The organism is Dolichospermum sp. UHCC 0406, assembly GCF_009712025.1.
Classification (GTDB): domain Bacteria; phylum Cyanobacteriota; class Cyanobacteriia; order Cyanobacteriales; family Nostocaceae; genus Dolichospermum; species Dolichospermum lemmermannii.
On sequence record NZ_VILA01000015.1, the window covers coordinates 196,001 to 220,786 of the forward strand.

27 protein-coding genes and 1 pseudogene are annotated in these 24,786 nt (G+C 38.1%); 12 read left to right on the forward strand and 16 right to left on the reverse strand.

Features of this window, described 5'->3' with window-relative positions; genetic code table 11:
• Nucleotide 1: 1 nt before the first annotated feature.
• The 7 genes and pseudogenes from FJR09_RS14260 to cobA form a co-directional block, all read right to left on the reverse strand.
• Nucleotides 2-421 (reverse strand): hypothetical protein, encoded by a 420-nt coding sequence (locus tag FJR09_RS14260; protein WP_168652642.1) that lies wholly within the window; start codon nt 419-421, stop codon nt 2-4.
• Between the two features lie 130 nt (nt 422-551).
• The gene (locus FJR09_RS14265; protein WP_168652641.1) at nt 552-1,658 is read right to left on the reverse strand and encodes a pentapeptide repeat-containing protein; all 1,107 of its coding nucleotides are present in this window, start codon (nt 1,656-1,658) and stop codon (nt 552-554) included.
• The gene (locus tag FJR09_RS14270) at nt 1,648-1,875 is read right to left on the reverse strand and encodes a hypothetical protein (RefSeq protein ID WP_174782868.1); all 228 of its coding nucleotides are present in this window, start codon (nt 1,873-1,875) and stop codon (nt 1,648-1,650) included. The genes FJR09_RS14265 and FJR09_RS14270 overlap by 11 nt, the downstream gene beginning before the upstream one ends.
• Nucleotides 1,859-2,149, reverse strand: a complete 291-nt coding sequence (locus FJR09_RS14275) for a type II toxin-antitoxin system Phd/YefM family antitoxin (RefSeq protein ID WP_168652640.1) — start codon at nt 2,147-2,149, stop codon at nt 1,859-1,861. The genes FJR09_RS14270 and FJR09_RS14275 overlap by 17 nt, the downstream gene beginning before the upstream one ends.
• A gap of 119 nt (nt 2,150-2,268) precedes the next feature.
• On the reverse strand, nt 2,269-2,856 hold the full coding sequence (coaE, locus tag FJR09_RS14280; RefSeq protein ID WP_168652639.1) for a dephospho-CoA kinase: 588 nt from the start codon (nt 2,854-2,856) through the stop codon (nt 2,269-2,271).
• Between the two features lie 159 nt (nt 2,857-3,015).
• Entirely contained in the window at nt 3,016-3,822 is an 807-nt protein-coding gene (locus FJR09_RS26200) for a uroporphyrinogen-III synthase (protein ID WP_174783494.1), read from the reverse strand.
• 72 nt (nt 3,823-3,894) lie between these two features.
• Nucleotides 3,895-4,614, reverse strand: a pseudogene (gene cobA, locus FJR09_RS26205) (uroporphyrinogen-III C-methyltransferase); the annotation flags it as partial.
• Nucleotides 4,615-4,835: 221 nt separating this feature from the next.
• Between cobA and FJR09_RS14290 the strand changes: the two are divergent.
• Nucleotides 4,836-5,531: a response regulator transcription factor gene (locus FJR09_RS14290; RefSeq protein WP_015079647.1), complete on the forward strand. Its 696-nt coding sequence runs from the start codon at nt 4,836-4,838 to the stop codon at nt 5,529-5,531.
• Between the two features lie 265 nt (nt 5,532-5,796).
• On the opposite strand, the gene FJR09_RS14295 is transcribed toward FJR09_RS14290, so the two are convergent.
• Nucleotides 5,797-6,078, reverse strand: a complete 282-nt coding sequence (locus FJR09_RS14295; RefSeq protein WP_168633443.1) for an Npun_R1517 family heterocyst differentiation transcriptional regulator — start codon at nt 6,076-6,078, stop codon at nt 5,797-5,799.
• 736 nt (nt 6,079-6,814) lie between these two features.
• On the opposite strand from FJR09_RS14295, the gene FJR09_RS14300 reads away from it, so the two are divergent.
• The 3 genes from FJR09_RS14300 (at nt 6,815) to FJR09_RS14305 (ending at nt 9,682) form a co-directional block, all read left to right on the forward strand.
• Nucleotides 6,815-7,171 (forward strand): NAD(P)H-quinone oxidoreductase subunit M, encoded by a 357-nt coding sequence (locus tag FJR09_RS14300; RefSeq protein ID WP_041457849.1) that lies wholly within the window; start codon nt 6,815-6,817, stop codon nt 7,169-7,171.
• Between the two features lie 156 nt (nt 7,172-7,327).
• Nucleotides 7,328-7,465 (forward strand): hypothetical protein, encoded by a 138-nt coding sequence (locus FJR09_RS24735; RefSeq protein ID WP_217361125.1) that lies wholly within the window; start codon nt 7,328-7,330, stop codon nt 7,463-7,465.
• A 51-nt stretch (nt 7,466-7,516) separates the two neighbouring features.
• On the forward strand, nt 7,517-9,682 hold the full coding sequence (locus FJR09_RS14305; RefSeq protein ID WP_168652638.1) for a PP2C family serine/threonine-protein phosphatase: 2,166 nt from the start codon (nt 7,517-7,519) through the stop codon (nt 9,680-9,682).
• On the opposite strand, the gene FJR09_RS14310 is transcribed toward FJR09_RS14305, so the two are convergent.
• Nucleotides 9,656-10,042: a hypothetical protein gene (locus tag FJR09_RS14310; RefSeq protein WP_174783307.1), complete on the reverse strand. Its 387-nt coding sequence runs from the start codon at nt 10,040-10,042 to the stop codon at nt 9,656-9,658. The genes FJR09_RS14305 and FJR09_RS14310 overlap by 27 nt on opposite strands.
• A 112-nt stretch (nt 10,043-10,154) precedes the next feature.
• Here FJR09_RS14310 and FJR09_RS14315 point away from each other — a divergent pair, with 112 nt between their 5' ends.
• Nucleotides 10,155-11,774 (forward strand): CHAT domain-containing protein, encoded by a 1,620-nt coding sequence (locus FJR09_RS14315; protein ID WP_015079653.1) that lies wholly within the window; start codon nt 10,155-10,157, stop codon nt 11,772-11,774.
• Between the two features lie 138 nt (nt 11,775-11,912).
• Nucleotides 11,913-12,545 (forward strand): hypothetical protein, encoded by a 633-nt coding sequence (locus tag FJR09_RS14320; RefSeq protein ID WP_168653069.1) that lies wholly within the window; start codon nt 11,913-11,915, stop codon nt 12,543-12,545.
• A 37-nt stretch (nt 12,546-12,582) separates the two neighbouring features.
• Here the strand turns inward: FJR09_RS14320 and FJR09_RS14325 are convergent, their stop codons facing one another.
• From FJR09_RS14325 to FJR09_RS14345, 5 genes are all read right to left on the reverse strand, one after another.
• Nucleotides 12,583-13,932, reverse strand: a complete 1,350-nt coding sequence (locus FJR09_RS14325) for a PrsW family glutamic-type intramembrane protease (protein WP_168653068.1) — start codon at nt 13,930-13,932, stop codon at nt 12,583-12,585.
• A gap of 189 nt (nt 13,933-14,121) precedes the next feature.
• A complete protein-coding gene (locus FJR09_RS14330; protein WP_015079656.1) occupies nt 14,122-14,580 on the reverse strand; it encodes a phosphate-starvation-inducible PsiE family protein in 459 nt (152 codons plus the stop codon).
• 253 nt (nt 14,581-14,833) lie between these two features.
• A complete protein-coding gene (locus FJR09_RS14335) occupies nt 14,834-15,004 on the reverse strand; it encodes a hypothetical protein (protein WP_371260392.1) in 171 nt (56 codons plus the stop codon).
• A gap of 129 nt (nt 15,005-15,133) precedes the next feature.
• On the reverse strand, nt 15,134-16,711 hold the full coding sequence (locus tag FJR09_RS14340) for a B12-binding domain-containing radical SAM protein (protein WP_015079658.1): 1,578 nt from the start codon (nt 16,709-16,711) through the stop codon (nt 15,134-15,136).
• Between the two features lie 160 nt (nt 16,712-16,871).
• Complete coding sequence (locus FJR09_RS14345; RefSeq protein WP_015079659.1) at nt 16,872-17,120, reverse strand: type II toxin-antitoxin system Phd/YefM family antitoxin; 249 nt, start codon at nt 17,118-17,120, stop codon at nt 16,872-16,874.
• Between the two features lie 177 nt (nt 17,121-17,297).
• Between FJR09_RS14345 and trpS the strand changes: the two genes are divergently transcribed.
• The 3 genes from trpS to FJR09_RS14360 all read left to right on the forward strand — a co-directional run bounded on the left by trpS (nt 17,298) and on the right by FJR09_RS14360 (nt 21,178).
• The gene (gene trpS / locus FJR09_RS14350; protein ID WP_015079660.1) at nt 17,298-18,305 is read left to right on the forward strand and encodes a tryptophan--tRNA ligase; all 1,008 of its coding nucleotides are present in this window, start codon (nt 17,298-17,300) and stop codon (nt 18,303-18,305) included.
• A gap of 59 nt (nt 18,306-18,364) precedes the next feature.
• Entirely contained in the window at nt 18,365-19,279 is a 915-nt protein-coding gene (locus FJR09_RS14355; protein WP_015079661.1) for a methylenetetrahydrofolate reductase, read from the forward strand.
• Nucleotides 19,280-19,471: 192 nt separating this feature from the next.
• On the forward strand, nt 19,472-21,178 hold the full coding sequence (locus tag FJR09_RS14360; RefSeq protein WP_168651833.1) for a serine/threonine-protein kinase: 1,707 nt from the start codon (nt 19,472-19,474) through the stop codon (nt 21,176-21,178).
• On the opposite strand, the gene FJR09_RS14365 is transcribed toward FJR09_RS14360, so the two are convergent.
• Nucleotides 21,118-21,297 carry a hypothetical protein gene (locus tag FJR09_RS14365; protein ID WP_162471194.1) on the reverse strand — a complete coding sequence of 60 codons (180 nt, stop codon included), beginning with the start codon at nt 21,295-21,297 and terminating at the stop codon, nt 21,118-21,120. The two genes, FJR09_RS14360 and FJR09_RS14365, sit on opposite strands and share 61 nt — an antisense overlap.
• Nucleotides 21,298-21,311: 14 nt before the next feature.
• On the opposite strand from FJR09_RS14365, the gene FJR09_RS14370 reads away from it, so the two are divergent.
• The 3 genes from FJR09_RS14370 to FJR09_RS25905 all read left to right on the forward strand — a co-directional run bounded on the left by FJR09_RS14370 (nt 21,312) and on the right by FJR09_RS25905 (nt 23,210).
• Nucleotides 21,312-22,205, forward strand: coding sequence for a zinc ribbon domain-containing protein (locus FJR09_RS14370; RefSeq protein ID WP_015079663.1), 894 nt, complete (start codon nt 21,312-21,314; stop codon nt 22,203-22,205).
• Between the two features lie 93 nt (nt 22,206-22,298).
• On the forward strand, nt 22,299-23,039 hold the full coding sequence (gene fabG / locus FJR09_RS14375) for a 3-oxoacyl-[acyl-carrier-protein] reductase (protein ID WP_015079664.1): 741 nt from the start codon (nt 22,299-22,301) through the stop codon (nt 23,037-23,039).
• Between the two features lie 36 nt (nt 23,040-23,075).
• Nucleotides 23,076-23,210, forward strand: coding sequence for a hypothetical protein (locus tag FJR09_RS25905; protein ID WP_015079665.1), 135 nt, complete (start codon nt 23,076-23,078; stop codon nt 23,208-23,210).
• A gap of 475 nt (nt 23,211-23,685) precedes the next feature.
• Here FJR09_RS25905 and FJR09_RS14380 read toward each other — a convergent pair whose 3' ends face one another.
• Nucleotides 23,686-24,705 (reverse strand): calcium-binding protein, encoded by a 1,020-nt coding sequence (locus FJR09_RS14380; protein ID WP_168654113.1) that lies wholly within the window; start codon nt 24,703-24,705, stop codon nt 23,686-23,688.
• Between the last annotated feature and the right edge of the window lie 81 nt (nt 24,706-24,786).

Consider the following 24,786-nt stretch of genomic DNA (forward strand, 5'->3'; position numbering starts at 1 on the left):
ATTAGTCTAAACTCCAGTAAGGTAAATTACCATATTCAGATGTTTGAAAACCGCCTTGACAATACATACATTCAATAATTTCATCAGGTCTAGGCTGTCTTTCAATTATTGATATTTTTCCACAATGAGGGCATAAAACTATTAAAGTTCTACAATGTGTACATACTAAAAGAGGTGTGCGTTTAATTTTGTCAAAAAAATATTGTTTCGCGGATCTATAAACTCTTATATATTGTCCTATAAATCCTCCTACAAGTTTAGCAGATGAATTATCTGTAATTTTTGAAACATTTTTGCTTGAAGTATTATCATTTATTGATTCCTTTGTAAAAAATTGCCCTAAAAAAGTCACAGGATCAAATCCGTAAGTAAAATTATTATGTTTGCAATTAGGGCATGGTTTAATTTGAAAGTTTTTCATGCGTATTTTAAGTTTTTCAAGACTAGATATAATATACAATCTTTTGGAGTATGCGAAGTGAGTCCGAACACACTCTAGACATCACCGAGGTCTGCATACCAGGACTATTATCTCATACATTCCGTAAAATTTAGAAAGGTATCCAATGTTCTGGTCTTTCTATCTCCTCTAACAAAATGGTTGTATCATCACCTATTGTTGATGCAATTTGTTCTGATTCAAGCCCATGTACACTTGAGAGGTTCGCTCCCATGAGGTTAGTTTCCATGAGGTTAGTTTCCATGAGGTTAGCTTCCATAAGATTGGCTTCCATAAGATTGGCTTCCATGAGGTTCGCTCCCATGAGGTTAGTTTTCATGAGGTTAGCTTTCATGAAGTTGGCTCTCATGAGATTGGCTTCCATGAGGTTGGCTCTAGAGAGGTCGGCTCCAAAGAGGTTGGCTCCAAAGAGGTTGGCTTCAGAGAGGTTGGCTCCAGAGAGGTTTACTCCAGAGAGGTTTACTCCAGAGAGGTAAGCTTTATTGAGGTTGGCTTGACTGATATTTATATTAGATAAATTAAGTTCCTTCCCCTCCTCTAAGTCTTTGTGTTCACGTCGTCCAATTACAGTAAGTGACTCTTGGATATCAAGTTGAAGTTTTGGTAATTTCTGTATATCTTTTGTCTTTTGAACACTTAGCAATTCAGCTATTAACAGTTTTTTATCCTGTGACTTCTCTTCTTGTTTAATAGGTGCATTCTGACGGACAAAAGCTGTAAGAACTTCCATAATAGTCCAATGGTCTTTTTCCGAATCTTTGGCAATTCTTTCTAAAGTATAAATTGCGCCTAATCTTACTTCAATTTTATCGCTGCCAAGTTGCTCTATTGCTTTAGAAAAGCGTTCTGTAATTTGTTTATCTTCTGCTACCTGTGTATTTTTGAGCGCAATTTCAGCATTTTTCAAGGCAGCCTCGGCATTTTTATTAATACCTTCAGCACTTTTTAATGCAGCTTCAGCACTTTTATCCATAGCGGCTGCACGTTGGGCAGCAAAAAAAGCATTTATAATAACAGCGAGTCCTCCAAAAATTGTGGCGACAGTTTTTAATACTTCTGTCTCATTTTTTATGAGTTCATTTGCTGGAGATATAAACCAAATAAGATAACCTGTTCCAAAAGAAACGATGATAAATAATGCAGCAAACAAACTTAAAAATATTAGCCAATAATTAAATGATTTTTGATCATTTCCCATATATAATACCATATAAAAGTTGTCTTATTTCTTCAGAAAAATCATCATTTTCTCTAGCGAAAGCGCAACGATTAGGTTTATCTTGGAAAGTAGCAATAGTATCCATTAAATTCCTAAACCATTGATCCACATAATTAGGATTATCTTGTTTTAGCCAAAGATATGCAGCTTCTATTTCTAGTTTGGCATTACCAGTTAATTTAACCTGAAATTCCATGTTTTTTCTGCATTTCTTCAATAAAATGATTTAGAGATTGTGTATTACCTGTTGCTATATCTTCTAATCCTTTCTTTATACCGATGAGAGTTTCTAATTTGTCCAAAGTATCAAGTAATTGTTGATAAGCAACAGCATCTTGTACCACTAATTCTGCTTTTCCGTTAACTGTTAAAACTATAGGATTTCCAGTTTCTTTCATCTGACTAATCAGTTCATTAGTATTACGTTTAAAGGTAGAGAGTGACTGAATATCTCGACTTAAATTAATCATGAGAATTACTCCGCACTAAATTTGCGTCTAATTTAATGTTATCACACAAACGTCAAAATTATTGATATTCGATTAATCCATAAGCAAGAATATATCAATTATTTTATTTCTAAAAGTGTTTAATTTTGCAACAAAACTTCATCTATCTGTCGTAAAAGCGATTCTAAATTACCAGAATTATCTAAAACCACATCAGCACGAGCAATTTTTTCCGCAATAGGTAATTGACTATTAATTCTCGCTACTGCTTGTTCTGGTGTTAAATTATTCCGTTCTCTTAATCGTTGTTGTTGCTGTTGTGGGGAACAAGATACCACCCAAATTTGATTAACTAGATTTTCTAAATTAGCTTCAAATAATAAAGGAATTACTAAAATTAAAGTATTTGCAGATGATTCATTAATAGCTTGATCAAAACAATTTCTCACATAAGGATGAATTACCCTTTCTACCCAATAACGTTCTTCCGGTTGATGAAAAATAATTTCTCCTAATTTAGCTCTATTTAAATTACCATCACTTAAGATGATTTCTCTACCATATTTTTCGGCAATTTGTGACAAAAGAGGAGAACCTACAGATACTGCGTCTCTCGCATAAACATCTGCATCTAAAATCGGTAAATTGTAAGTTTTAGCTAAGTAATTAGCAACTGTACTTTTACCCGTCGCAATTCCACCAGTTAAACCAATTAAGTTTTTAGTCATTGGTTATAATACTAAATTAAGATGAATCTTCATAGAATCAGATTTTAAGATTTATTGAACGCAGATAAACGCAAATAAACGCAGATAAAGAGGGATGAATTAATGGATTTCATGATTCTGTGCCACCTCACATAAGGTTGGTATTAGTCATTAGAAAATTCAGCTATGATTTGTCCATTTAATTATGGCATTTGTTAAACCTTCTAAGGTATATTCTTCTGCTTCAATATCTACTCTCCCAAATACAGTTTGACAGGTTTTTGAAGTTTGGGGACCAATGGAAGCTATGCAAACTCTGGCTAAATTTTCAGGATTGTAGGTAAATATATGTGCTGTTAATTGCGAGAAAAATAGGACTGTTTTAGAACTGGCAAAGGTAATAATATCTACAGTATTATTAACTAAAGCATATTCAGCCGCAGGAGGGATACCTTGAGGACAGCAAGATTCATAAGCGGGAACTTCAATTACTTCTGCACCTTTGGCTGTTAATTCCTTTACTAATACTTCTCTTCCACCACTTTCAACTCTGGGAAATAATATCTTTTTACCTGTTAGTGATTCGGGAAAGTTTTCAACTAAGGAATCAGCAACAAAGTTAGGAGGAATAAAGTCAGCTAGAATATTTTGTTTTTGTAAACTTTGGGCTGTTTTTTCCCCAACAACGGCAATTTTCACAGCAGCTAAAGCATTTTTATCTTCACCGGATTTTTCTAATCTCTCAAAAAAGTATTCTACACCATTACTAGAAGTAAGAATTAGCCAATTAAAAGTTGATAAATGTGAAATTGCCTGATCTAAAGCGTCCCAACTGCTAGGGGGTCCAATTTCTAAAGCTGGCATTTCTATCACATTAGCACCTGCGGAGGTTAAGCGATCGCTAAATTGATGCGATTGTCCCACAGAACGGGTAACTAAAATGGTTTTCTCAGTTAAAGGAGAAAGATTGTAATTCACGGTTGACATTCACTTAATAATTTTTGGTTTCGCGCAAAGTTGCAAAGGAGCAAAGACGCAAAGAAGAGATTTTTCATATTATAGGTAATCATCGCGTAATCGCACAACTTCACCAATGACTATAACTGCGGGAGAGAGAGATAAGCCGACGGTTTGTTCGAGAATATTTCCCAGTTCTCCTGTCCAGACTTCTTGACTAGGTGTTCCAGCCCAACGGATAATAGCAATCGGCGTAGAATGAGGTTTTCTATATTTTATCAGTTGATGGATTATTTCTGGTAAATTTTTTCCTCCCATCAAAATTACTAAGGTTTCTAAACTTGCTAATGCTTCCCAGTTTAAAGTTTCTGGTTCATGGGCTGTACAAACTGCAAAACAACGACTAAGAACGTTATCTGTAAGCGGAATTCCGGCTAATAATGGTGCTGCTAATGCGGAAGAAATTCCCGGAATGATTTCAAATTCACAACCTGCATTTTTTAAAGCTGTAATTTCTAAAATACAGCGTCCAAATATCAAAGGATCTCCCGATTTTAGTCTAATAACTTGTTTGTTTTCTAAACAATGTTTTACTAATAAATCGTTGATTTCATTTTGGGAAGTGCTGGGTTTACCTCCACGTTTACCAACATCTATTTTTAGGCAATCAACAGGAACACAATCTAATAATTGACTATCAACTAAAGCATCATAAACCAATACCTGAGCAGATGCTAACAGCCGATAGGCTTTAACGGTTAAGTATTCTACATCTCCAGGACCTGCACCAACAAGATACACCTTACCTATTTCTTTAATCATATTTATTGTTGACTTTTAATAATTTACCATTGGGTTTTGATGCGATATATAATACCAATTTAGGATGAGAATAGAATCAGATTTTAAGAATTATTGACCGCAGATAAACGCAGATAAACGCAGATAAAGACGGATGAATTAATGGATTTCCTCTGCCCTAGTAGTCAATACTCACCAAATTTCGCTAGATTAGATTAAGGTACACCTAATAGGAATTTTCAATGTCAGCACAATTGTTACTGGTAGATGACGAACCGGGATTGCGGGAAGCCGTCAAAGAATACTTACAAGAAAGCGGTTTTAGGGTTCAAACTGTCAGTAATGCCCGTGAAGGTTGGGACTGGATGCAAGCAAACACCGCTGATTTGGTCATTTCTGATATTATGATGCCCCAGGTAGATGGCTATCAGTTCCTCAAGCAAATGCGAGATGACCCCCGTTTTCAGGCTCTACCAGTGGTATTTTTAACTGCTAAAGGGATGACAGGCGATCGCATTCAAGGCTATCATGCAGGTGTTGATGCGTATTTACCGAAACCATTCGATCCTGATGAATTAGTCGCCATAGTTGAAAACTTACTAGCGCGTCGCAGCGCCCAAACTCCCTCAACCGGGGAAAACAGCGAAACTCCAAATCTTGCCGATTTGGCTAATCAAATCGCTCAAATTAGAATACTATTAACTCATCGGAGTGCCATATCCCAAACGCCAGCCCCGTTTAAAATAGATTTGACTCCTAGAGAGCAAAGTGTTTTAAATTTGGTAGCAGAAGGATTAATGAATAAAGAAATTGCCCGGCGCTTGGAAACCAGCGTCCGCAATGTCGAAAAATATGTGAGTCGTCTATTTAGTAAAACTGGTACTAATAGCCGCACAGAGTTGGTTCGTTTTGCTTTGGAACATGGTCTAGCAAAGTAAACTGCTCTACTTATGATGAGAGTTACTTGGTAAAAAAATGGTAAAGTGCACCTGGATAATTTTGCTGCCGAGATAGTAACACAATGTCAGACATTTTTACTTGTAATTTTCCTAGCTTGCCAGCATTGAGACGCAAATATTGTAGACGTAATTTTACGTTTACAAGCGAACTCATGATTAAGAAAAACAGGTAAAGGTTAACTTTTCCAACTCAATATTGAAAAATCTGAATTAGACTGGTCACTATCAAAAATTACACCAATAACTATTGAATAGTATCAGCTAAATTGCGTAAACGCATCATTTGGCGACGCATTTGTGGGGAGGCTTTAAACTCCGAAATCTCCTGAGCTTTTACAGATGCTTGTAAGGTTTCTAAAAAATCATCAGATCCTTCAGTTAAAGCCTCTAGTAATACTTGTAACAGTTGCTCACGATCACCTAATAGACTCTTTTCCTCAATCAGGCGGAATTTGAGGTGAATTTCACACTCATAAACACCTACTTCTGGATTATTTATTTGGCGTGGTAATGCTTTAGAGTTCATAGTTTTGAGGATTCCTTTAGTTAGTGGTCATCCGGGTAGGGTTCTAAATCTTCAGAAAAATTTCTTATACTTTCTTTGTACTTTTGTGAATCCAAAGTTTTTGAAGATCAGAATTTTTTCTCATCCATAAAACTGGCATCTTATTTTACTCCCCCTGTTTTTTTTAGTTAGATTCTACTATTTTTTGGTGTTTCTTTCCTATTTATGGCATATCCGAGCCATAAACTATTATTCAATTTCTGAGATGTCATACCATGAAGTTTTTGTAAAGAACTGATTAGACCTTGTTAAAGGTTTTTACATCAACTTGTTAAAAACGTCAAGAAATATTATTTTTTTTACTTTTCTCGGATGAGAATAATTAAGCATTTGTACTGAAGATGCTCCTTTGATAAATGCAATTTATAACTGTAGGAAAATTGACTAACTGGAAGAAAATCTAGTGAAGTCACTACAAGATGAGTACATTTACATCAGAAAAAATCAGAATCAGTCAAAAAATCAGAAAATTTTTTGTGAATTATTACATACATGAGACGGAATCAATTTAGAAGAATATGGCACATTCCGGGTAAATGAGATCCGAACTTAAAATCACAGCCCAAACACCAGTCCTGCTTCTGACTGCGCCCATCTGTCCTAATTTTAGACTTTCGCCGTCATTTTTGCTGTAAGCTCAAACATAGCAGTTAAAATGATTGCAGTGCAATTCAGCTAAATTCTTACACCCAAATTTATGGATAACCTGATGCTGCTCAAGTCCACAACCCGCCATGTTCGCATTTTTGCGGCGGAAATGGACAAAGATGAACTGATTCCGAGTAATCAAGTTTTGACACTAGATATTGATCCAGATAACGAATTTAACTGGAACGAAGATGCTCTGCAAAAAGTTTATCGCCAGTTTGATCAATTGGTAGAAGCGTCTAGTGGCGCGGATCTAACAGATTATAACTTACGCCGTATTGGTTCAGACTTAGAGCATTATTTGCGATCGCTTCTTCAAAAAGGCGAAATTAGCTATAATCTCTCCAGTCGGGTTACTAACTACAGTATGGGATTACCCCAAATTGCCGTAAGTAATAATCAATAACCGGAATACATATCTACCTAGTAGTTCGTCAAATTTATTTTGACGGGTAATGATCGGAAAAAACTTCTGTTTTTCCCTCCCCTACTCCCCCTGCCCCTCTTCTGCCCCTGCTTGCCTTTCTTTACCCGTCATTTTTGGATTGACAGACTACTAGCCTTGGCGAATTATATTCGCCAGCTATGTCAAGTTTTAATGACAGGTGGAGAATTAGTTCTGCTATTGCTACATATTCCCATAACAATAAAAGTTATGATGAGCCTGTGGGTTGCCAAAAATATGCGCGGTAGCAACTAAGACACGAAATACTCTGGAAAAAAATGCCAATTGTTGATCGGTGGGAAAACTATGGAAAATGATGCGGTAACGCTCTGCTGCCCAAATGAATATTGTCAATCTGCTAATCCCCTCACCCACAAATTTTGCCAGCAGTGTTCCACTCCTTTACCTAAGCGTTATTTGTGGGCTGTGGGCAATGATCTCAACTTTGGTGATCCCGGATCTATTTTAGACGATGGGAGCAATCGCTATTTAGTTATTAATAAATTCATACTTTTAGATATCAAACCTGGGTTATTGCCCCAAATACCAGAGTTAGATGATTTAGGAAAAATTAGACCTTATCTGAAATTAATTCCCTATCGTCTCCACATACCACAAGTTTATGGAATTCTCAATTTAGGTAACGGGCAGAGCAAAACAGAAATATTACTATTAGAAAGACCACCATTAATAACTGATGCAACCATCACTCAAGCAAATCTATGTAGTAGTTTAGATACTGTTTGGAGTGCAGCTTCATCAATCCGCCAAATTCATTGGCTGTGGCAATTAGCTAATTTATGGCAGCCCCTAGGCATTGAAGGAGTAGCATCTAGCCTTCTAGACTCTTATCTATTAAGGGTAGAAGGGGTATTAATTCGCTTACTGGAATTGCGTTTTGATGGAGAAACCCCCCCGACATTATCCCAATTGGGAGAATTTTGGCTGAAACTGCTCAAAAATGCCAAACCAAATATTGCCCCATTTATTCAACAAGTATGTGAATTTCTAATTCAGGGGGACATTAACTCATCTGAACAATTAATCAAAGTTTTAGATCAAGGATTAAACCAATTAGAAAAATCTCAAACAACCACTATCACAATCTATACTAAAACAGACTCAGGCCCCAGCCGCCCACGCAACGAGGATGCTTGTTACCCTGCCGCCGACACTTTGATCACTAAACCACCCCAGCATAACGCCCTAGCAGTTGTTTGTGATGGTATTGGTGGACATGAGGGCGGTAATGTGGCTTCTAACCTAGCAATTGAAACCATTCAGCAACAAATAAAAGAACTTACTTCAGTTGCTGACGACAACATAGATCCTTCCATGCTACTTTCTGATTTAGAAAGAGCAGTGGCAACCGCTAATGATAAAATCAGCCAGCGTAATGATAGCGAACATCGTCAAGGACGACAACGCATGGGAACAACTATTGTCATGGCTTTACCTATCGCCCATGAGATATATATTACCCATGTTGGTGATAGTCGTGCCTACTGGATTACCCGCCATAGTTGTCATCAAGTTACTTTAGATGATGATGTCGCGTCCCGTGAAGTCCGTTTGGGCTATGCTCTCTACCGGGAAGCATTACAACACAGTGGTTCTGGCTCCTTAGTTCAGGCTTTGGGAATGAGTAAAAGTACCTCACTACATCCTACCTCTCAACGCTTTATTATTGACGAAGATGCTGTTTTTTTACTCACATCCGATGGTTTGAGCGATTTTGACCGAGTAGAAGAATCTTGGGAAACAGAAATATTGCCTCTCCTCTCTGGAAAAACAAGTATAGAAAATGTTGCCCAAAGATTAATAGAAATTGCTAATACTAAAAATGGACATGATAATGTTACTATTGCCTTAATACATTACAATGTCAAATACTCTGAACCAGATATAAGAATTACAGCGGATATTTCTCATCTTTTAGCTGACACAGAATTATATTCATCAGATGATCCAAACAATGGTGAGAGTTTTATTAATAATCAAAAAACTCAAGTTATTTCCGAAAATAAAACTATCAAACTTCCCCAAATACCATTACAGTTGTTTGTTATTTTGGGATTAACGTTATTATCTGGTTTATTGGGATATTGGTTTAAACTTCAATTCAAATCACCAACAATAATAATTTCTTCTCCGACTCCTTTTTCCAGTCAGCCTCCACCTTCGACTATACAAAGAACTTTAGATAATCTCTCTCCTAATTGGGTGATTCAAGCTAATAGTTCCATAACTTTAAATAACCAACCTTTTTCCGCTGAAAGTTTTTTCCAAGTTATAGAGAAAAAAACTAATCCTAATAATGAAAATAATCCAGAAGTGCGTTTGCGCCTCTGTGAAAAATCCAATCCTGCCTTAGAAACTTCTCAAATAGTCCAAGTTAACTTTTCCGAACTGCAAGATCTAGGGAAGGGTATTTCTATTTTACAATCAAATCAACCTAGTCCTTGTCAATAGGTGACAGGTATAAATTTTCCCACTAACAACTAACAACTGTACGGGCGAAGCATTTGGAGAACTATTTTTGGCAATGACCGATAATTTATCTTGCAAATGCTTCGCCCCTACTAACAACTGTACGGGCGAAGCATTTGGAGAACTATTTTTGGCAATGACCGATAATTTATCTTGCAAATGCTTCGCCCCTACTGACAACTGTACGGGCGAAGCATTTGGAGAACTATTTTTGGCAATGACCGATAATTTATCTTGCAAATGCTTCGCCCCTACTGACAACTGTACGGGCGAAGCATTTGGAGAACTATTTTTGGCAATGACCGATAATTTATCTTGCAAATGCTTCGCCCCTACTGACAACTAACAACTGACAACTAACTAATGACTAAATTCGCTACTTCTGTCTAGAATATCTGTATCTGTGTTTTGAACGTTTAGTTTCTACCAATCCATGTCCAGCCCGAATTTGGCAATGCCTTCGGCGAGTATAGCGATCGCCCGTCTAGTGAATACTGGCACAGATCACTTCGCCATTTGGGTAGTCCAAGCACCATATCCCAGTGGTTATGTTCTCCGTGATTGTGTTTTCTCCGCTGAACTTAATCAGGTTTGGCGAGATTGGCAGCAAATGTTTGCTGGTCATAATCTATTAGATGTTACGTCCGGTTCAACATCTCCATTAGTTAATGGCTTACCCTTAGCTGTAATTTCACCTGCTGAAGGTCAAAATACAAGTCCCTATAGTAGTCGTTTGATGCAATCCTTGGGCATCAATTTATGGCGATGGATATTTGATGGAGCGATTTTGAGTAGTTGGGAACGGAGTCGGGGGATGGCCATGGGTCAACAGACTCAATTACGCTTTCGGTTAGAAATTCGTGATCCTGATCTGATTGCCTTACCTTGGGAAATTATGCAGCCAGAAGCCGGACAATCAGCCATGTCTCTTTCCCAGGATATTTTATTTAGTCGCACCATCCGTGAAGTTGAACCTCTGCCAGAATTGCGAACCGACCGGGCTGTAAATATTCTGTTGGTATTAGGACATGATCATAAATTACAACTAGATCAGGAAGCATCTTTACTGAAAAAAATCTTGTTAGCAGGTCGTCCTGTGGGCAAAACTGCCGCTGGCTATGCACCTTGTACAGTAAAGACATTGGTACAACCGACGAAAACAGAGTTAATTCAAGAGTTAGAAACTAAAGTTTATAATGTGTTTTTTTATGCCGGGCATGGACTACCAGATCCAGATGGAGGCTCATTATTTTTAGGAAATGAACTCAAAATTAATGGGATAGAATTAGCTCAAGTCTTAACGCGGACAGGGATAAAATTGGGAGTTTTTAACGCCTGTTGGGGAGCGCAACCAGCAGCAACTAATCACCAAGCTATCCCTGCTAGTAGTTTGGTAGAAGTGTTAATTCGTCATGGTGTGCCAGCGGTGTTAGGAATGCGTGATCAAATTGCTGATGCAGAAAGTTATAGTTTTATTCAAACTTTTGCTGCTAATTTGCGATCGCGTAAATTAATTGATGAGGCGGTAGCAGCAGCTAGACAAGAACTGTTGACACTGTATAAATTCAATCAACCAGCTTGGACTTTACCAGTTCTCTACCTCCATCCTGATTTTGATGGAGAACTGATTAAAGGCGTAGATGAAGGAGTTACAGAACTACCAGAGCCGGCAATTTCTGGCATAGCTACCCCGGTGAATACAGCTTATTTGCGATGCCTAGGGCGGGCAAAGCCATCACTGTCACCAGGGGAGAAAACTTGGTTATTACGTCCCGGTGTTACCCGCATCGGTCGCACGAAAGATAATGATATTGTGATCCCCGAACTTTACATTTCTAAACGGCACGCGGAAATTTTATGTCGGCATACTCTCAATGAAACTACATCAATGATTACTTATTACCTACAGGATTTCTCTACCTATGGGACTACCTGGTATTTAAGCCCCAATGGTTGGCAACAAATTCTGCGGGAAGAAGTGGCTTTAACATCGGGAATGCAGTTAATGTTTGGCAGTTCTCAAGGTGACATTTGGGAATTTATCACAGAAGAATGCAGTAAGAGTCAGGATTGAAAACCGTTGAATTTGATTTACCTGCAACCTGCTGGATTAAAATTTATTGAGATGATGTTTATTTCCATGATTTTACGGAAATCCAATTCTTCAGGTTGTAGCTGTCAACAAGAACAATGAATTAATAGGGAAAAGAACATGAAAAACCAACCTAAGGATTTAAATATTGTGAATATTGTCCCATCGAATCTGGATTTAGAATTTATAGAAGCACTACTAGAACCTGAAGATGCTACTTATCCCTGGAATTTGGCTGATGAATCCTCAGAAGCTTATTTTCAGCATCTAGAACTACAATTTGGTTTGCAGGATTTCACCGACGCAGAACTAATCACCAGCGCCGATAATTTTTATCAAAACTTAGATATAATTTGGGATCAAGTTTCTGTTATTGAAAATAACAACATTAGTAAAAATACAGTTAATTATCTTCAGTCAGCTTTGCAAAATGCTTTTTCGGTTATGCCTGAAGTTTTACTCACGGCAATTGCTCAAAAAGCTGCTGAAGTTTCTATTCTTGAAAAATCAGCTAGTGAGAAATTAGTGGAATGTGTCCAGGCTTTACTACCCAGTTGGGAAATGGATGATCTGTTAGTTTTAGCTCGTCCTTTTGCTTATGCAATGCGAAGTAGTGAACCACAAACATTGACATCTATAATTAGAGATTTTGAACATCGAGATTGGGCAAATTTATCAGAAATAGAACAAGCAAAAATTACTTTAGCGATCGCTGATTATGCCCTCCAACATCTCTCAAAATCTGATTCTTAAACTTATTTTTAACTCTGTTCCCTGTCCCTGCTATCTGCTATTTTGGGTCGAGAAACCGGGTTGCAAAGTTTTTTGATCTTGTTGGTGATAATACCCTGGCTTTGAGAATGGCTGCCATGAGAAAAGCATAGGACAAAACACCAACTACCACCAAGAAAAAAGCATTAATCGAACCTGTGGCATTCCATAAAGCGTGAAGTGCAGAAGCACTCAAATAACCCACAGAGAGAATTTGCTTTCCTTTCAGGGGTTTTAACACAGCCAAACCAACAAAATAGCCTAAGTATCCACTGTAGGCCATGTGTCCAGCCACAGAACCTAAAATGCGGGGAATAAGTAACTGTAAACCCACTGATTGACTAGAATTTTGAGAAATTAAGGGAACATATTGACCAAGGGTTTCTAGTAAGGTAAAGCCGACAGCGGAAGCTGTACCCAGGAGAATGCCATCTAAGGGTTCCCAAACCCCAATCCGTTCTCGCCAAGGTGAAGGTAAGGAATTTCCAATCCAATATGCCCCTAATACTGGTAGTATTTTCAGCAACTCCTCCATTAACCCCGCCCCAAAAAACATCCGTACGAATAATTCGGTGAAGGTAATACCATCTGGAGATGTAGTATCTAAAGTCCCAGGTAAGATATCTCGGAATACTTTGATGAATAAATCTAATAGAGGACTCAGCAAAATTAACATTGTACTCAGTGCCGCAGCTATGAGTACCCACCAAGGCTTAGATTTACCACACAATTGATAAACAAAGTAGTAAGCCGCGAAAGCGATATAAGATCCGACAATTACTTGATTGGCTTGAGGATGACCCACACTAGCAAACATTAACACCACAAAAACTACCGTGAGGATTCCTGGGATTAGGTAGGCTTTGCGAGTTAAATCCTTACCAGTAGAGATAATGGGAAACAATTGTGTGAAGCTTACAGAATCCTGCTTTGATGACAGACTTTGGTTATTGATAGATGATAATACTGTCGCTTTACTCACATTAATTATCGTTTTTTGAGCAATAACTTCATACTCAAAAATAAATTGTGGTCCATCAGAGCCAAGGGAAATGCGATCGCCTAAATGTAATTCTTGACATCCTTTTAAGTGTTCTCCATTTAAAAAAGTGCCATTGGCGCTATTTAAATCACAAATTACCCAGCTACAACCGCTATTGGTCACTAAAGAAAGGGGACGAACTACCGCATGACGACGAGATACCATCCGGTATATCATGGCATCCAAGACAATTTGGCAGATGGGGTCACGTCCAATTACCATTTCTTTACCAGGAAGCAACGAGTAGCGAGATGCTGACTCGGAAACTTCGACCTTACTGGACACCAACCGCAGAAATGCATTCTGTGTTGCGTTTTTGCCTGTCATCGAGTTACTGAGTGTGTCTAAACAAATTCTCTGGCTGATGCCACGCGATCAAATTTTCTGCTAGTAGAGTTAATTTTCGCCATATTCACGGCCGCACCACCTCTGAATATACCATAGCTTCTCTAACCATTACTCCCATTCAAAATACAAAATTGAAAAAAATAATAGATTAATAGCAATAATCCGCATTTAATTCCCTTTTTGAGAATTACTACTCCGAATTATCAAATAACTAATTGATAAAGAAAGAATCGCAATACCTAAACCGATAATTTCGATACCTTCAGTAACTTTCACGTCAAGAATAATAATTTTTCTGGCAATAGCAATTAAAGAAGTAACAATAACTAGTTCAACTTGTAAAACTTGCTTTTTCAGATAGCCAGTGATATTTTCTAGTATTTCTAAAGCAATTAAAACATTGAGAAATAAACCGAAAGTTTGAAACAATGTCTTGCTAAAACTACCTTCTTGTGGAGAAAGTATTTCCTTAAAAATAAATATTGCTAAATCACCAAGTGTTGCAAGAATTACTATTACCATAAGTAGAGATAGTAATTTTGCAACTATTACCTCAATAACTTCAATCATGTGCATGAAGCTTTTATCACTGGTAAGTTCTAGAAAGCTTTTAATGAATTTTCTCATTTGATCCTCCTTGATTAAAATTAATTTGGAAATTACGAAGATAAAACAAAAATCCTGTAGATAAATCTCAAGGATAAAAAAGCATAATATATTTTCTCTTTTCACAAACTTTGCAGTTTAAGAAAATTCCTTTAAAAATAATCATGATCATGCTTTAACAATTTAGATAGCTAAAAAAATAATCATAACTATTGATGATTAACTATAGGTTAAATTGTTTGTGCATTTCTAATTTATGAATACAGTTAATATCTTACCATTGAGAGGACTGAAATTGATAATTTTTAAAAGTAGATTCTACAGAAATTGGTAATAATGGCACAGCATAGGCTGTTAATCCTGCTTGAACGGAATTATGAAAAGCTTCTGAATAGGTAAGAGTGTTAGCTTCCGCATCATCTACCCATAGCCTACCCCAGTGCATAGGGACAAAGACAGTAGCGGGGGAAATAACTTTTGCAATTTTAGCGGGAAACTTAATTTTACCATGACCCTCGCAGAATAGATCCCCGACTTCTTTAAGAAGTCGGGGATCTGGGTATTAAGGAGCTACTTAACTCACAGGTTCTAACTGTAAATTTATGGCTTCTTGCTCCCGTTCATGCTGCTGGAATTCTGCTAATTCTGCTTCTATTTCTGCCTTTACCTCATGACGGAACTTGAAAAAATGTTCACCTGTACCCAAAGCAATTAAATAATCATATAATAGATGAGGTTTCTGCCGTGCCATTGTTATTAATTGCTGCCAAAAAACAAACCGTGTAGAACGGAGCATTCCCTGTCGCCAACAAATAGACATTAAAAATTGAAACTCTGGTTTTGTTAAAGTCCGTTGATATTTAGCTCGCCAACCTTCCATCATCATAAAATGGCGAAAAGTCCGTTTCAGGTATGGCATAGGTTCATACAAATTCCAAAAAGCATCAATAAACTCCTCCGCAATTTCCGACATTGGCCGAGTGGGAACAAAATTCATTAAGGCTTTTTGAGAACCAAAAAATTCACCCAAACCATCCCTTAACCGTCCTTCTTTTTGCAAGCGAGTCCACATAGCTGTATTCGGTAATGCTTGCAATAAGTTAAGATGAGCTTGGGGAATACAAGTTGCTTCCACAAACTCTTGAATCCGTTTACCTGCGCCTGGTTTTTCCCCATCAAATCCTAAGATAAAACCAGACATAATTTGTAATCCGGCTTTGGTAATTTTATGGCAAGATTCAACTAAGGAACTACGAGTATTTTGTGGTTTATTAATTCCTACTAAACTGTCTACATCAGGGGTTTCAATTCCCATGAATACCTGGACAAAACCAGCTTTTACCATTAATTCTAGTAACTCATCATCTTCAGCTAAATTCAAAGAAGCTTCTGTTAATAAAGCAAAAGGATAATTACGTTCTTCCATCCAGGGAATTAATGCCCTTAAAAAGACTTTAGCATTGCGTTTATTGCCAATAAAGTTATCATCAACAATAAACACATAACGCCACCAACCCATCTTATATAAAACTTCTAATTCCGCCAGAATTTGCTCAGGTGTTTTTGTGCGGGGTTTGCGGCCAAAAAGGGTAATAATATCGCAAAATTCACATTGGAATGGACAACCACGGGAAAATTGCACCGTCATTGCTATATAAGCATCTAAATCTAATAAATCAAACCGAGGTGAGGGAGTTGTGGTGACATCTGGTTTTTCTGTGGCGCGGAAAATCCCCTTTTCTTCTCCCTTTTCTAAAGCTTCTACAAACATGGGAAGAGTGATTTCCCCTTCATCTAAAATTAAATAATCTGCGCCTGCTTCGAGGACAAATTCTGGTACAGATGTGGCAAATGGTCCCCCCACTGCGACTTTTTTACCTAACTTTTTGCCTTTTCTAATTAAGTCGCCAAAATCCTGTTTTTGGATAATCATTGCCGAGATGATGACTATATCGCACCATTCCCAATCTGCATCTGTTTCTAGACGGACATTGCGATCGCTCAATCTGAATTCCCAATCACTCGGTAACATCGCTGCAACAGTGATTAAACCTAATGGGGGATTCGTAGCACGTAACCCAGCTAAATCAATGGTTTCCTGATAAGACCAGAATGAATTAGGCATTATCGGCCAGATTAATAAAGCTTTCATTAAGTATATTTCCCTGAGTTGTTTTTGATCAAAACCTATTTAGTCTGAAGTATAAAAGTTAGGTCAGTTGGTTTTTATCTCTCTGGAGGTACAGATTCTTTTAGTTTTATATTTAAGCAACAAAACAGAGTAACAAAGAGGCACTTCAATGGCAGTAAATTCATATATTTCCAGTCCAGAAATCTTCAGGTAGTGGCTCATCAAAATCTTCACTTGTCCAAATAACTCCAGAATGTAATCCTGCTGTGCGAGATTGAGAACTTGAAATTTTTTCGGAAGACATTGATATCAAACGTGCTTGGGGGATGCTACCATCAGTTAAAACAATTTCTTTGCCTGCAAGCACTAGAGATAACAACTCTTTAATACTGATATTGGATTGATTTACATCAATGTTAAGTGGGGGCATAACTAAATAATTTCCTAGTTGTTAATACACCTAATTATTAATTGTAGAAGATGATGAGAAAATGTTTGATCATATTTTCTAACAAACCTCTCCTAATCTACTTAGGACGGTTTTCAGGGGTTTGACTTGACGGTTAGGGTCTATAAAATTGAGCAAGTTCTCGTTACACTGATAATTATGGGTAAGCAGCGCGTTTTGTCGGGAGTTCAACCAACTGGTAACTTACACTTAGGTAACTATTTAGGTGCGATTCGCAACTGGGTAGAAATTCAAGACCAGTATGAAAATTTCTTTTGTGTGGTAGATTTACACGCTATCACTGTACCGCATAATCCCGCCACTTTAGCGGCTGATACTTACAATATTGCTGCATTATATTTAGCCTGTGGCATTGATTTACAGCATTCTCACATCTTTGTTCAGTCTCACGTTTCCGCACACAGTGAACTGACTTGGTTGCTAAATTGCATTACCCCTCTGAACTGGTTGCAAGATATGATCCAGTTTAAGGAAAAAGCCGTTAAACAAGGGGAAAATGTCGGTGTTGGTTTGTTAGATTATCCCGTACTCATGGCGGCGGATATTCTCCTTTATCAAGCTGATAAAGTGCCAGTAGGTGAAGATCAAAAGCAACATTTAGAACTAACGCGAGATATCGTCAATAGGTTTAATCACCAATTTGCGAAAAAAGCACCTGTATTAAAATTACCAGATCCTTTAATTAGAAAGGAAGGTGCAAGGGTGATGAGTTTGACAGATGGAACCCGGAAAATGTCAAAATCAGATCCTTCAGAATTAAGTCGGATTAATATTTTAGACTCACCAGAGGAGATTAATAAGAAGATTAAACGCTGTAAAACTGATTTAGTGAGGGGTTTAACCTTTGATGATTCAGAACGCCCAGAATGTCATAATTTATTAACTCTGTATACCCTACTGGCTGGAAAAACCAAGGAAGAGGTAGCGGTTGAATGTGCAGATATGGGTTGGGGACAATTCAAACCTTTATTGACAGAAACGGCGATTTGTGCTTTACAGCCAATTCAAACTAAATATCAGGAGGTAATGGCGGATAAAGGCTATTTGGAGTCAGTGTTGCGAGATGGTGGGGAGAAAGCCAGAGCGATCGCTAATCAAACTTTAGCAGATGTTAAAGCTGCTTTGGGTTTCACTGTTCCTCTTTAAGGTTTAAGCTTTTAGGTGTCTGATGTTTTACCTGATTAGCAAACCAAAATTATAATGTTATGCCGGATACCCATAGCTTTAGTGCTTTTAATAACTTCCGTAAAGCCGCCCTTGCAGGTGAATTTTTAATTACCGCCGAAGTTGCACCTCCCAAGGGAGGAGATCCAGTCCAGATGCTTGCAATGGCGGCGACTCTTAAGGGAAGGGTTCATGCTGTCAATATTACTGATGGTAGCCGTGCTGTAATGCGGATGTCTTCGTTGGTAGCCTCGGTAATTTTATTGCAAAATGGGATTGAGCCGATTTGTCAATTTGCTTGCCGTGATCGGAATAGAATTGGATTACAAGCAGATTTAATGGGTGCTCATGCTTTGGGTATCCGCAACATTTTAGCTTTAACTGGCGACCCTGTAAAAGCAGGAGATAATCCTCAAGCAAAAGCCGTTTTTGATTTAGAAGCTGTGCGGTTATTGCAGTTAATTAGAAACATGAATCAGGGCTTTGATTTTAATGAGAAACCTCTCACTGATGGCGCATTAGATTTATTTGCCGGTGCAGCAGTAGATCCTCAATCTCAAAGTTGGTCAGGTTTACAAAGTCGGTTTGAAAAGAAGATAGTAGCCGGGGCGCAATTTTTTCAAAGTCAATTAATTACTGATTTTGAAACATTAGAAAAGTTCATGGATAAAATTGCTGTAGGTTACAATAAACCAATTCTGGCGGGAATTTTTCTGTTGAAATCGGCAAAAAATGCCCAGTTTATTAATAAAGCCGTTCCCGGTGTGAATATTCCTGAACACATTATTGAGAGGTTAGCAAAAGCGAAACATCCTCTCGAAGAAGGAATGAAAATTGCCGCCGAACAAGTGCAAATTGCGCGAGGATTGTGTCAGGGTGTGCATCTGATGGCGGTAAAGCGGGAAGATTTGATTGCACCGATTTTGGATTTAGCGGGGGTCGAAAAGGTTAGTTAGCCTATAGGGGTAATTCATGAATTACCCCTACTAAATTAGGATGATCAAATTTAGCTGCGTAACAGCTTACAGTTTTGAAAACCAGCAAATTCAGTTTTGTCCAAACATTGAGAACGCAAAACATTGATGAAAACGTAAATTACCTTACTCCTTTTGTAGTCATTGATAACTTCCCATTTATCCTCCAATACCATGCAAATATATTGCAGTCAACAACACATAAATAATGGTAGTCATCGTTTTTGTACTCATTGCGGTGAAGCATTACCTTTGAGTGTGGGACAAGTTATTGATAATCGTTATGAAATTGCGCGAATATTGGGACAAGGTGGTTTTGGCCGCAGTTATTTAGCGATTGATCGGCAAAAATCTCGTAAAACCTGCGTTTTAAAGGAATTTGCCCCCAATATTGTCAAACCGCAGGAGTTAGAAAAAGCAAAGGAACTGTTTGAACGAGAAGCAAATGTCCTGAAAAAAATCCAACATCCCCAAATTCCACGTTTTCACGCTTCTTTTCAGGCAAAAATTGGGACTAAGGATTTTTTCTTTTTGGTGCAAGATTATATTGAGGGTGATAATTATGACCAATTATTTACACAGCGTCAAAGTCAGGGAAAGTCTTTTAGTGAAGAAGAGGTTATTAATTTACTGCACAATATTCTCCCAATTTTGACTTATATTCATTCTCTAGATATAGTTCACCGCGACATTTCCCCGGATAATTTGATTTTACGCCAAAGTGATAATTTACCTGTGTTGATTGATTTTGGTGGTGTCAAACAGTTACCAGCTGATCAGGGTTTTTGGCGGACACAATTGGCTGTAAATGCAACTTTATTAGGTAAAAAGGGATACGCACCTGAAGAACAGTTACTTCAGGGAAAAGTCTATAAAAGCAGTGATTTTTATTCTCTAGCAGTGACGGCTTTAGTATTGATCACGGGGAAAGAACCAAATTTACTTTATGATAGCTATAATGGCGTTTGGTTTTGGGGTAAGGAAATTAAGGTTAGCCCCAAATTAGAGGCTGTCTTCAAAAAGATGTTGGCATATAAACCGAGCGATCGCTATCAAAAAGCCGAACAAGTTATTAAAGATTTACCTTTACCATCTCTTTCATCTACACCACAGATTATGCAAACTCCTACCAATAATCCCCATCCTTATATTACTAAGTTAAAAACAGAGGTGGTAGCACCAGGTATAAAACGCGCTCGGACTCTTCATAGTGGTGTCCACAACAAAACGACATTATTTGTCCAGAAAATACCGATGCCAATATGGTTGCGGCCTTTTACTGTTAGCTTTATTATGACTACGGGAATCTTGTTAACAGGCGCTGGTGTATTCGCTTTAGGAAATTTTGCAGTTAAGGGGATAACATCAATTACAGTTCCTCAAATTGAAGTTCCTCAAATTCCATCTATTAATAATTCTGGAAATGGGAATAATGGTAAACGCAGTATTCAGCAAATTTCCAGTCGTGTGCAAAAGCTAGAAATTTCTGCGAATTTTTTTAATAATACAGTTAATGAAGTTTTCTATACCCAAAAACCAGAATTAAATAAACGTCAGTTAACTGAGAAATCGGCAGATGCTGCTTTGCGGGAACAATGGAATCATGTTGCAGATCAGTTGTTAAATCATATAGAAAAGGCTAATTTAAGTGAAACTGCTAGAAAGAAAATCGGTAGTTATAGTCAACAAGATTCTCAACGCTGGGAACAACTTGCTAAAGCTGGAAGATTGGGTAAGTATAAATCTTTCCAGGATTTACGCGCAGATACATATCAGACATTTGAACCATTGTTTCCTGGTCAAGAACGTGGGAAACTAAATCAAAAAACTTTTCTGCAAATTTGGTATGCGATCGCATCTGATAAAGTAGAGAATAAGTAATAGGTAATGGGTAATTTTTCAGAACTGACAACTGACAACTGTACGGGCGAAGCATTTGGAGAACTATTTTTGGCAATGACCGATAATTTATCTTGCAAATGCTTCGCCCCTACTAACAACTGACAACTGACCAATGACTAATATTTATTGTTCTCAAGGGCATCAAAATCCGTCTGGTAGTAGGTTTTGTCTCCAATGTGGAGACAAAATTGCTAATGTACCAACATCTGGAAATCAGGGGATTCAACCAGGGCAAACTTTAGGCGATCGCTATGTTATTATTCGACAAATTGGCCAAGGAGGATTTGGCAAAACTTATTTAGCAGAAGATATTAACCGCTTTCGAGAAGCTTGTGTTTTAAAAGAATTCTCTCCCCAAGTACAGCTATCTGCAATCACCTCTGACTCTCGCCGTCAACTGGGCAATTATACTGGGAATGAACGCGCAATCTGGCAATTTAAAATTAATAAAATCAACGTTGGTAGTCGGTCTTTATATGATTTAGGTGATGCAGCTTTTTTACATGAATTTCCTGAACAAAAGGGTAAAAGTTTTATTAAACAACCCATTGGACAAGTTTGGTACGCATTTGTCAATGATCAATTTAACGCTATTCTTGATAAAAGCATATTTGAAAAAATCGTCTTTCCTGAAGGTGCTACCGGGAAAACAGTGAATGGAAGTTTGCAACCAGGAAGAGGTAAAGTTTTTATTGCTGGACTAGCCAAAGATCAAAATATGGAAGTTAAGCTAGAAGCAAATTCAAAAGTTTTATTATCAATTTATTCTCCTTCTGGGAAAAACCCACTGCTAGAAGATTCTCAAAAACGGACGATATCTGCAACATTATCAGAAAAAGGATTTTATGAATTTGTTGTTGTTTCCACAGCCTCAGAACCGGTAGATTATCAACTGACTGTAACAGCAGAAAATCCACCAGAACCTGAACCCACAGAAACGCCCTCACAAACCCCAACGGAAGAACCAATTCCGACGGAAACACCCACACCTGAAGGTAATTATTGACACTCTCAGGGCTAAAGCCCCTGAGTTTCCCACTTACCGCCAGATATTATAATTATAATTAGCGAGGTATCTCCACAGATTGAGGAAAATCAAGTGAGTTTATTAAAAGATCAGGTTGCAATTGTCACAGGTGCATCAAGAGGAATTGGCAGAGCGATCGCTATCCAACTAGCATCCCAAGGCGCAAAAGTAGTTGTTAACTACGCTAGTTCTAGCACCGCAGCAGATGAAGTAGTAGCAGAAATCACAGCAGCAGGAGGAGAAGCCATTGCCCTCCAAGCAGATGTTTCTCAAGAAAATCAAGTAGATACACTCATTAAAACCACCTTAGAAAAATTCCAGCGCGTGGATATCTTAGTCAACAATGCAGGTATTACCCGTGACACCCTGCTATTAAGAATGAAATTAGAAGAATGGCAAGCAGTCATAGACCTTAACTTAACTGGTGTATTTCTATGTACAAAAGTAGTCAGTAAAATTATGCTTAAACAACGTTCGGGGCGAATTATTAACATCGCTTCCGTCGCCGGACAAATGGGCAACCCTGGACAAGCCAACTACAGCGCAGCCAAAGCTGGAGTAATTGGCTTTACCAAAACCGTTGCCAAAGAACTTTCTTCCCGTGGCATCACTGTCAATGCCGTTGCCCCCGGTTTCATTACCACCGACATGACTAGTGATATTAAAGCTGACGGCATCCTGCAATATATCCCCCTGGGGCGTTTTGGTAAACCAGAAGAAATTGCTGGCATGGTGCGCTTTTTAGCATCAGATCCGGCCGCAGCTTACATCACAGGGCAAGTATTTAACGTTGATGGCGGGATGGTGATGTAATTTATCAGTGGTCAGTGGTCAATTGTTATACTAAATATGGTTGGGACATGGACTTTTGCAAAATTACAAAAAACTTGGATTTGTAGTAGTAGGGGTTTAGCAGTGATCATTGGTGTCAACTTAGGTTACAGATGGCTTATTTGTTTGGCTTCCACACCCGCCAGGGAATAAATTCCCTGTCTCATAGCTCAAGTCCGTTAAAACGGACTAATGAATTTTCCTAGTATTTAGTCATCTTTTAGATGACTTTCGCTATTAGCAAGGAACTTGAGTTCCTTGCGGGATGAAGATTTTGCGTTAAGTCGACACCAATGAGCAGTGATCATTGGTGTCAACTTAACGTAAATTGATGTCCCTTCAAGCCAGCCAGGGAATTTATTCCCTGCCTAAAAGCTAAAGTAGTTTAAAACCCACTACTTTGGCATAAATAGGATAATTTTTGATTTTGAGTTAATCAGAGTGCGTTTTAACGCACTTTAGCTATTAGCCCGGAACTTAAGTTCCGGGCGGAAATGTTGCAGCCAAACAAATAAGCTACTTGTACTGAGCAGTTCGACCCTTCGACAAGCTCAGGGCATCGCCAGCTCACTGTAACACTTGCCGAAGTATCCCTAGCCTAAGTTGACACCACTGTACTTACCCGAACTCAGACAGTTGTAAAGTTATTGAGTCCCAGAATTCCTGTTAATCCTGTAACTTCAATAATGGCATCATTAGCCGCATTAAACCCTGCGGTTGCATCATTAATAGCCACAAAGGTTTTTTGTCCAAAACTGAATTGAGCCGCGAAATTTGAACCAAAGGCTGCCGCTGTTAATTTTGCTCCAATACCAGCAGCATCCAGGGTATTAACTGCTCCCACATTCACAAATCCGGCTCGTGCAGTAGAAACAAGGAATAAATCATTACTAACATTAGCATTAAAATCCGTAATCACATCAAAGCTACTGAAAACGGAATCAGCTAAATTACGGTAGTCAAAACGATCAATACCTGCACCACCATTGAGGTTGTCCTTACCTAAACCACCGTTAAGGATGTTATTAGCACTGTTACCTATGATAATGTTATTACTATCATTGCCAGTCCCTTTAATCGCTGCTGTTCCTGTCAAAGTCAGGTTTTCAACGTTAGCAAGAACCGCAATAGTGTAAGTAACACTAGATTGAATAGTATCTGTTCCCTCTCCCACATTTTCGCTAATGATGTCAGTGGTGGTATCCACAACATAGATATCGTTGCCTAAACCACCGATTAGGGTATCAATACCTGCACCACCATTGAGGTTGTCGTCACCTAAACCACCCATGAGGATGTTATTAGCAGTGTTACCTATGATGAGGTTATTACCAGTATTCCCTGTGCCGTTAATTGCGGTTGTTCCTGTTAATGTCAGGTTTTCGATATTGGGTAAGGTGGCAATGGTAAAAGTAACACTAGATTGAATGGTATCTGTCCCTTCATTAGTATTTTCCGTAATGGTATCAGTGGTAGTATCCACAACATAGATATCGTTACCAATTCCACCAATAAGGGTATCAATACCTGCACCACCGTTGAGGTTGTCGTCACCTAAACCACCAATGAGAGTATCGTCTCCAATTCCGCCGTTGAGGGTATCATTCCCCAGGGGAAACGCATCTAAATTATCTTGACAGAATACTATATTAGTGCATCAATATGGGAAAATATCTAACTTCATTCAAAATCTGATAAATTCCTTTATTAAAATTATAAAAATTTCATA

What these genes read in the sequence shown, in the direction of transcription:
- FJR09_RS14345 (WP_015079659.1), bottom strand. Translation starts at nt 17,120, where the DNA reads ATGCCCCCACTTAACATTGATGTAAATCAATCCAATATCAGTATTAAA.
- FJR09_RS14265 (WP_168652641.1), bottom strand. Translation starts at nt 1,658, where the DNA reads ATGGGAAATGATCAAAAATCATTTAATTATTGGCTAATATTTTTAAGT.
- FJR09_RS14305 (WP_168652638.1), top strand. Translation starts at nt 7,517, where the DNA reads ATGGAAAATGATGCGGTAACGCTCTGCTGCCCAAATGAATATTGTCAA.
- FJR09_RS14260 (WP_168652642.1), bottom strand. Translation starts at nt 421, where the DNA reads ATGAAAAACTTTCAAATTAAACCATGCCCTAATTGCAAACATAATAAT.
- FJR09_RS14330 (WP_015079656.1), bottom strand. Translation starts at nt 14,580, where the DNA reads ATGAGAAAATTCATTAAAAGCTTTCTAGAACTTACCAGTGATAAAAGC.
- FJR09_RS14300 (WP_041457849.1), top strand. Translation starts at nt 6,815, where the DNA reads ATGGATAACCTGATGCTGCTCAAGTCCACAACCCGCCATGTTCGCATT.
- coaE (WP_168652639.1), bottom strand. Translation starts at nt 2,856, where the DNA reads ATGACTAAAAACTTAATTGGTTTAACTGGTGGAATTGCGACGGGTAAA.
- FJR09_RS14295 (WP_168633443.1), bottom strand. Translation starts at nt 6,078, where the DNA reads ATGAACTCTAAAGCATTACCACGCCAAATAAATAATCCAGAAGTAGGT.
- FJR09_RS25905 (WP_015079665.1), top strand. Translation starts at nt 23,076, where the DNA reads ATGGTTGGGACATGGACTTTTGCAAAATTACAAAAAACTTGGATTTGT.
- FJR09_RS14335 (WP_371260392.1), bottom strand. Translation starts at nt 15,004, where the DNA reads ATGCACTGGGGTAGGCTATGGGTAGATGATGCGGAAGCTAACACTCTT.
- FJR09_RS14315 (WP_015079653.1), top strand. Translation starts at nt 10,155, where the DNA reads ATGCCTTCGGCGAGTATAGCGATCGCCCGTCTAGTGAATACTGGCACA.
- FJR09_RS14290 (WP_015079647.1), top strand. Translation starts at nt 4,836, where the DNA reads ATGTCAGCACAATTGTTACTGGTAGATGACGAACCGGGATTGCGGGAA.
- FJR09_RS14360 (WP_168651833.1), top strand. Translation starts at nt 19,472, where the DNA reads ATGCAAATATATTGCAGTCAACAACACATAAATAATGGTAGTCATCGT.
- FJR09_RS26200 (WP_174783494.1), bottom strand. Translation starts at nt 3,822, where the DNA reads ATGTCAACCGTGAATTACAATCTTTCTCCTTTAACTGAGAAAACCATT.
- FJR09_RS14340 (WP_015079658.1), bottom strand. Translation starts at nt 16,711, where the DNA reads ATGAAAGCTTTATTAATCTGGCCGATAATGCCTAATTCATTCTGGTCT.
- trpS (WP_015079660.1), top strand. Translation starts at nt 17,298, where the DNA reads ATGGGTAAGCAGCGCGTTTTGTCGGGAGTTCAACCAACTGGTAACTTA.
- FJR09_RS14325 (WP_168653068.1), bottom strand. Translation starts at nt 13,932, where the DNA reads ATGACAGGCAAAAACGCAACACAGAATGCATTTCTGCGGTTGGTGTCC.
- FJR09_RS14355 (WP_015079661.1), top strand. Translation starts at nt 18,365, where the DNA reads ATGCCGGATACCCATAGCTTTAGTGCTTTTAATAACTTCCGTAAAGCC.
- FJR09_RS14275 (WP_168652640.1), bottom strand. Translation starts at nt 2,149, where the DNA reads ATGATTAATTTAAGTCGAGATATTCAGTCACTCTCTACCTTTAAACGT.
- FJR09_RS14320 (WP_168653069.1), top strand. Translation starts at nt 11,913, where the DNA reads ATGAAAAACCAACCTAAGGATTTAAATATTGTGAATATTGTCCCATCG.
- FJR09_RS14370 (WP_015079663.1), top strand. Translation starts at nt 21,312, where the DNA reads ATGACTAATATTTATTGTTCTCAAGGGCATCAAAATCCGTCTGGTAGT.
- FJR09_RS14270 (WP_174782868.1), bottom strand. Translation starts at nt 1,875, where the DNA reads ATGGAATTTCAGGTTAAATTAACTGGTAATGCCAAACTAGAAATAGAA.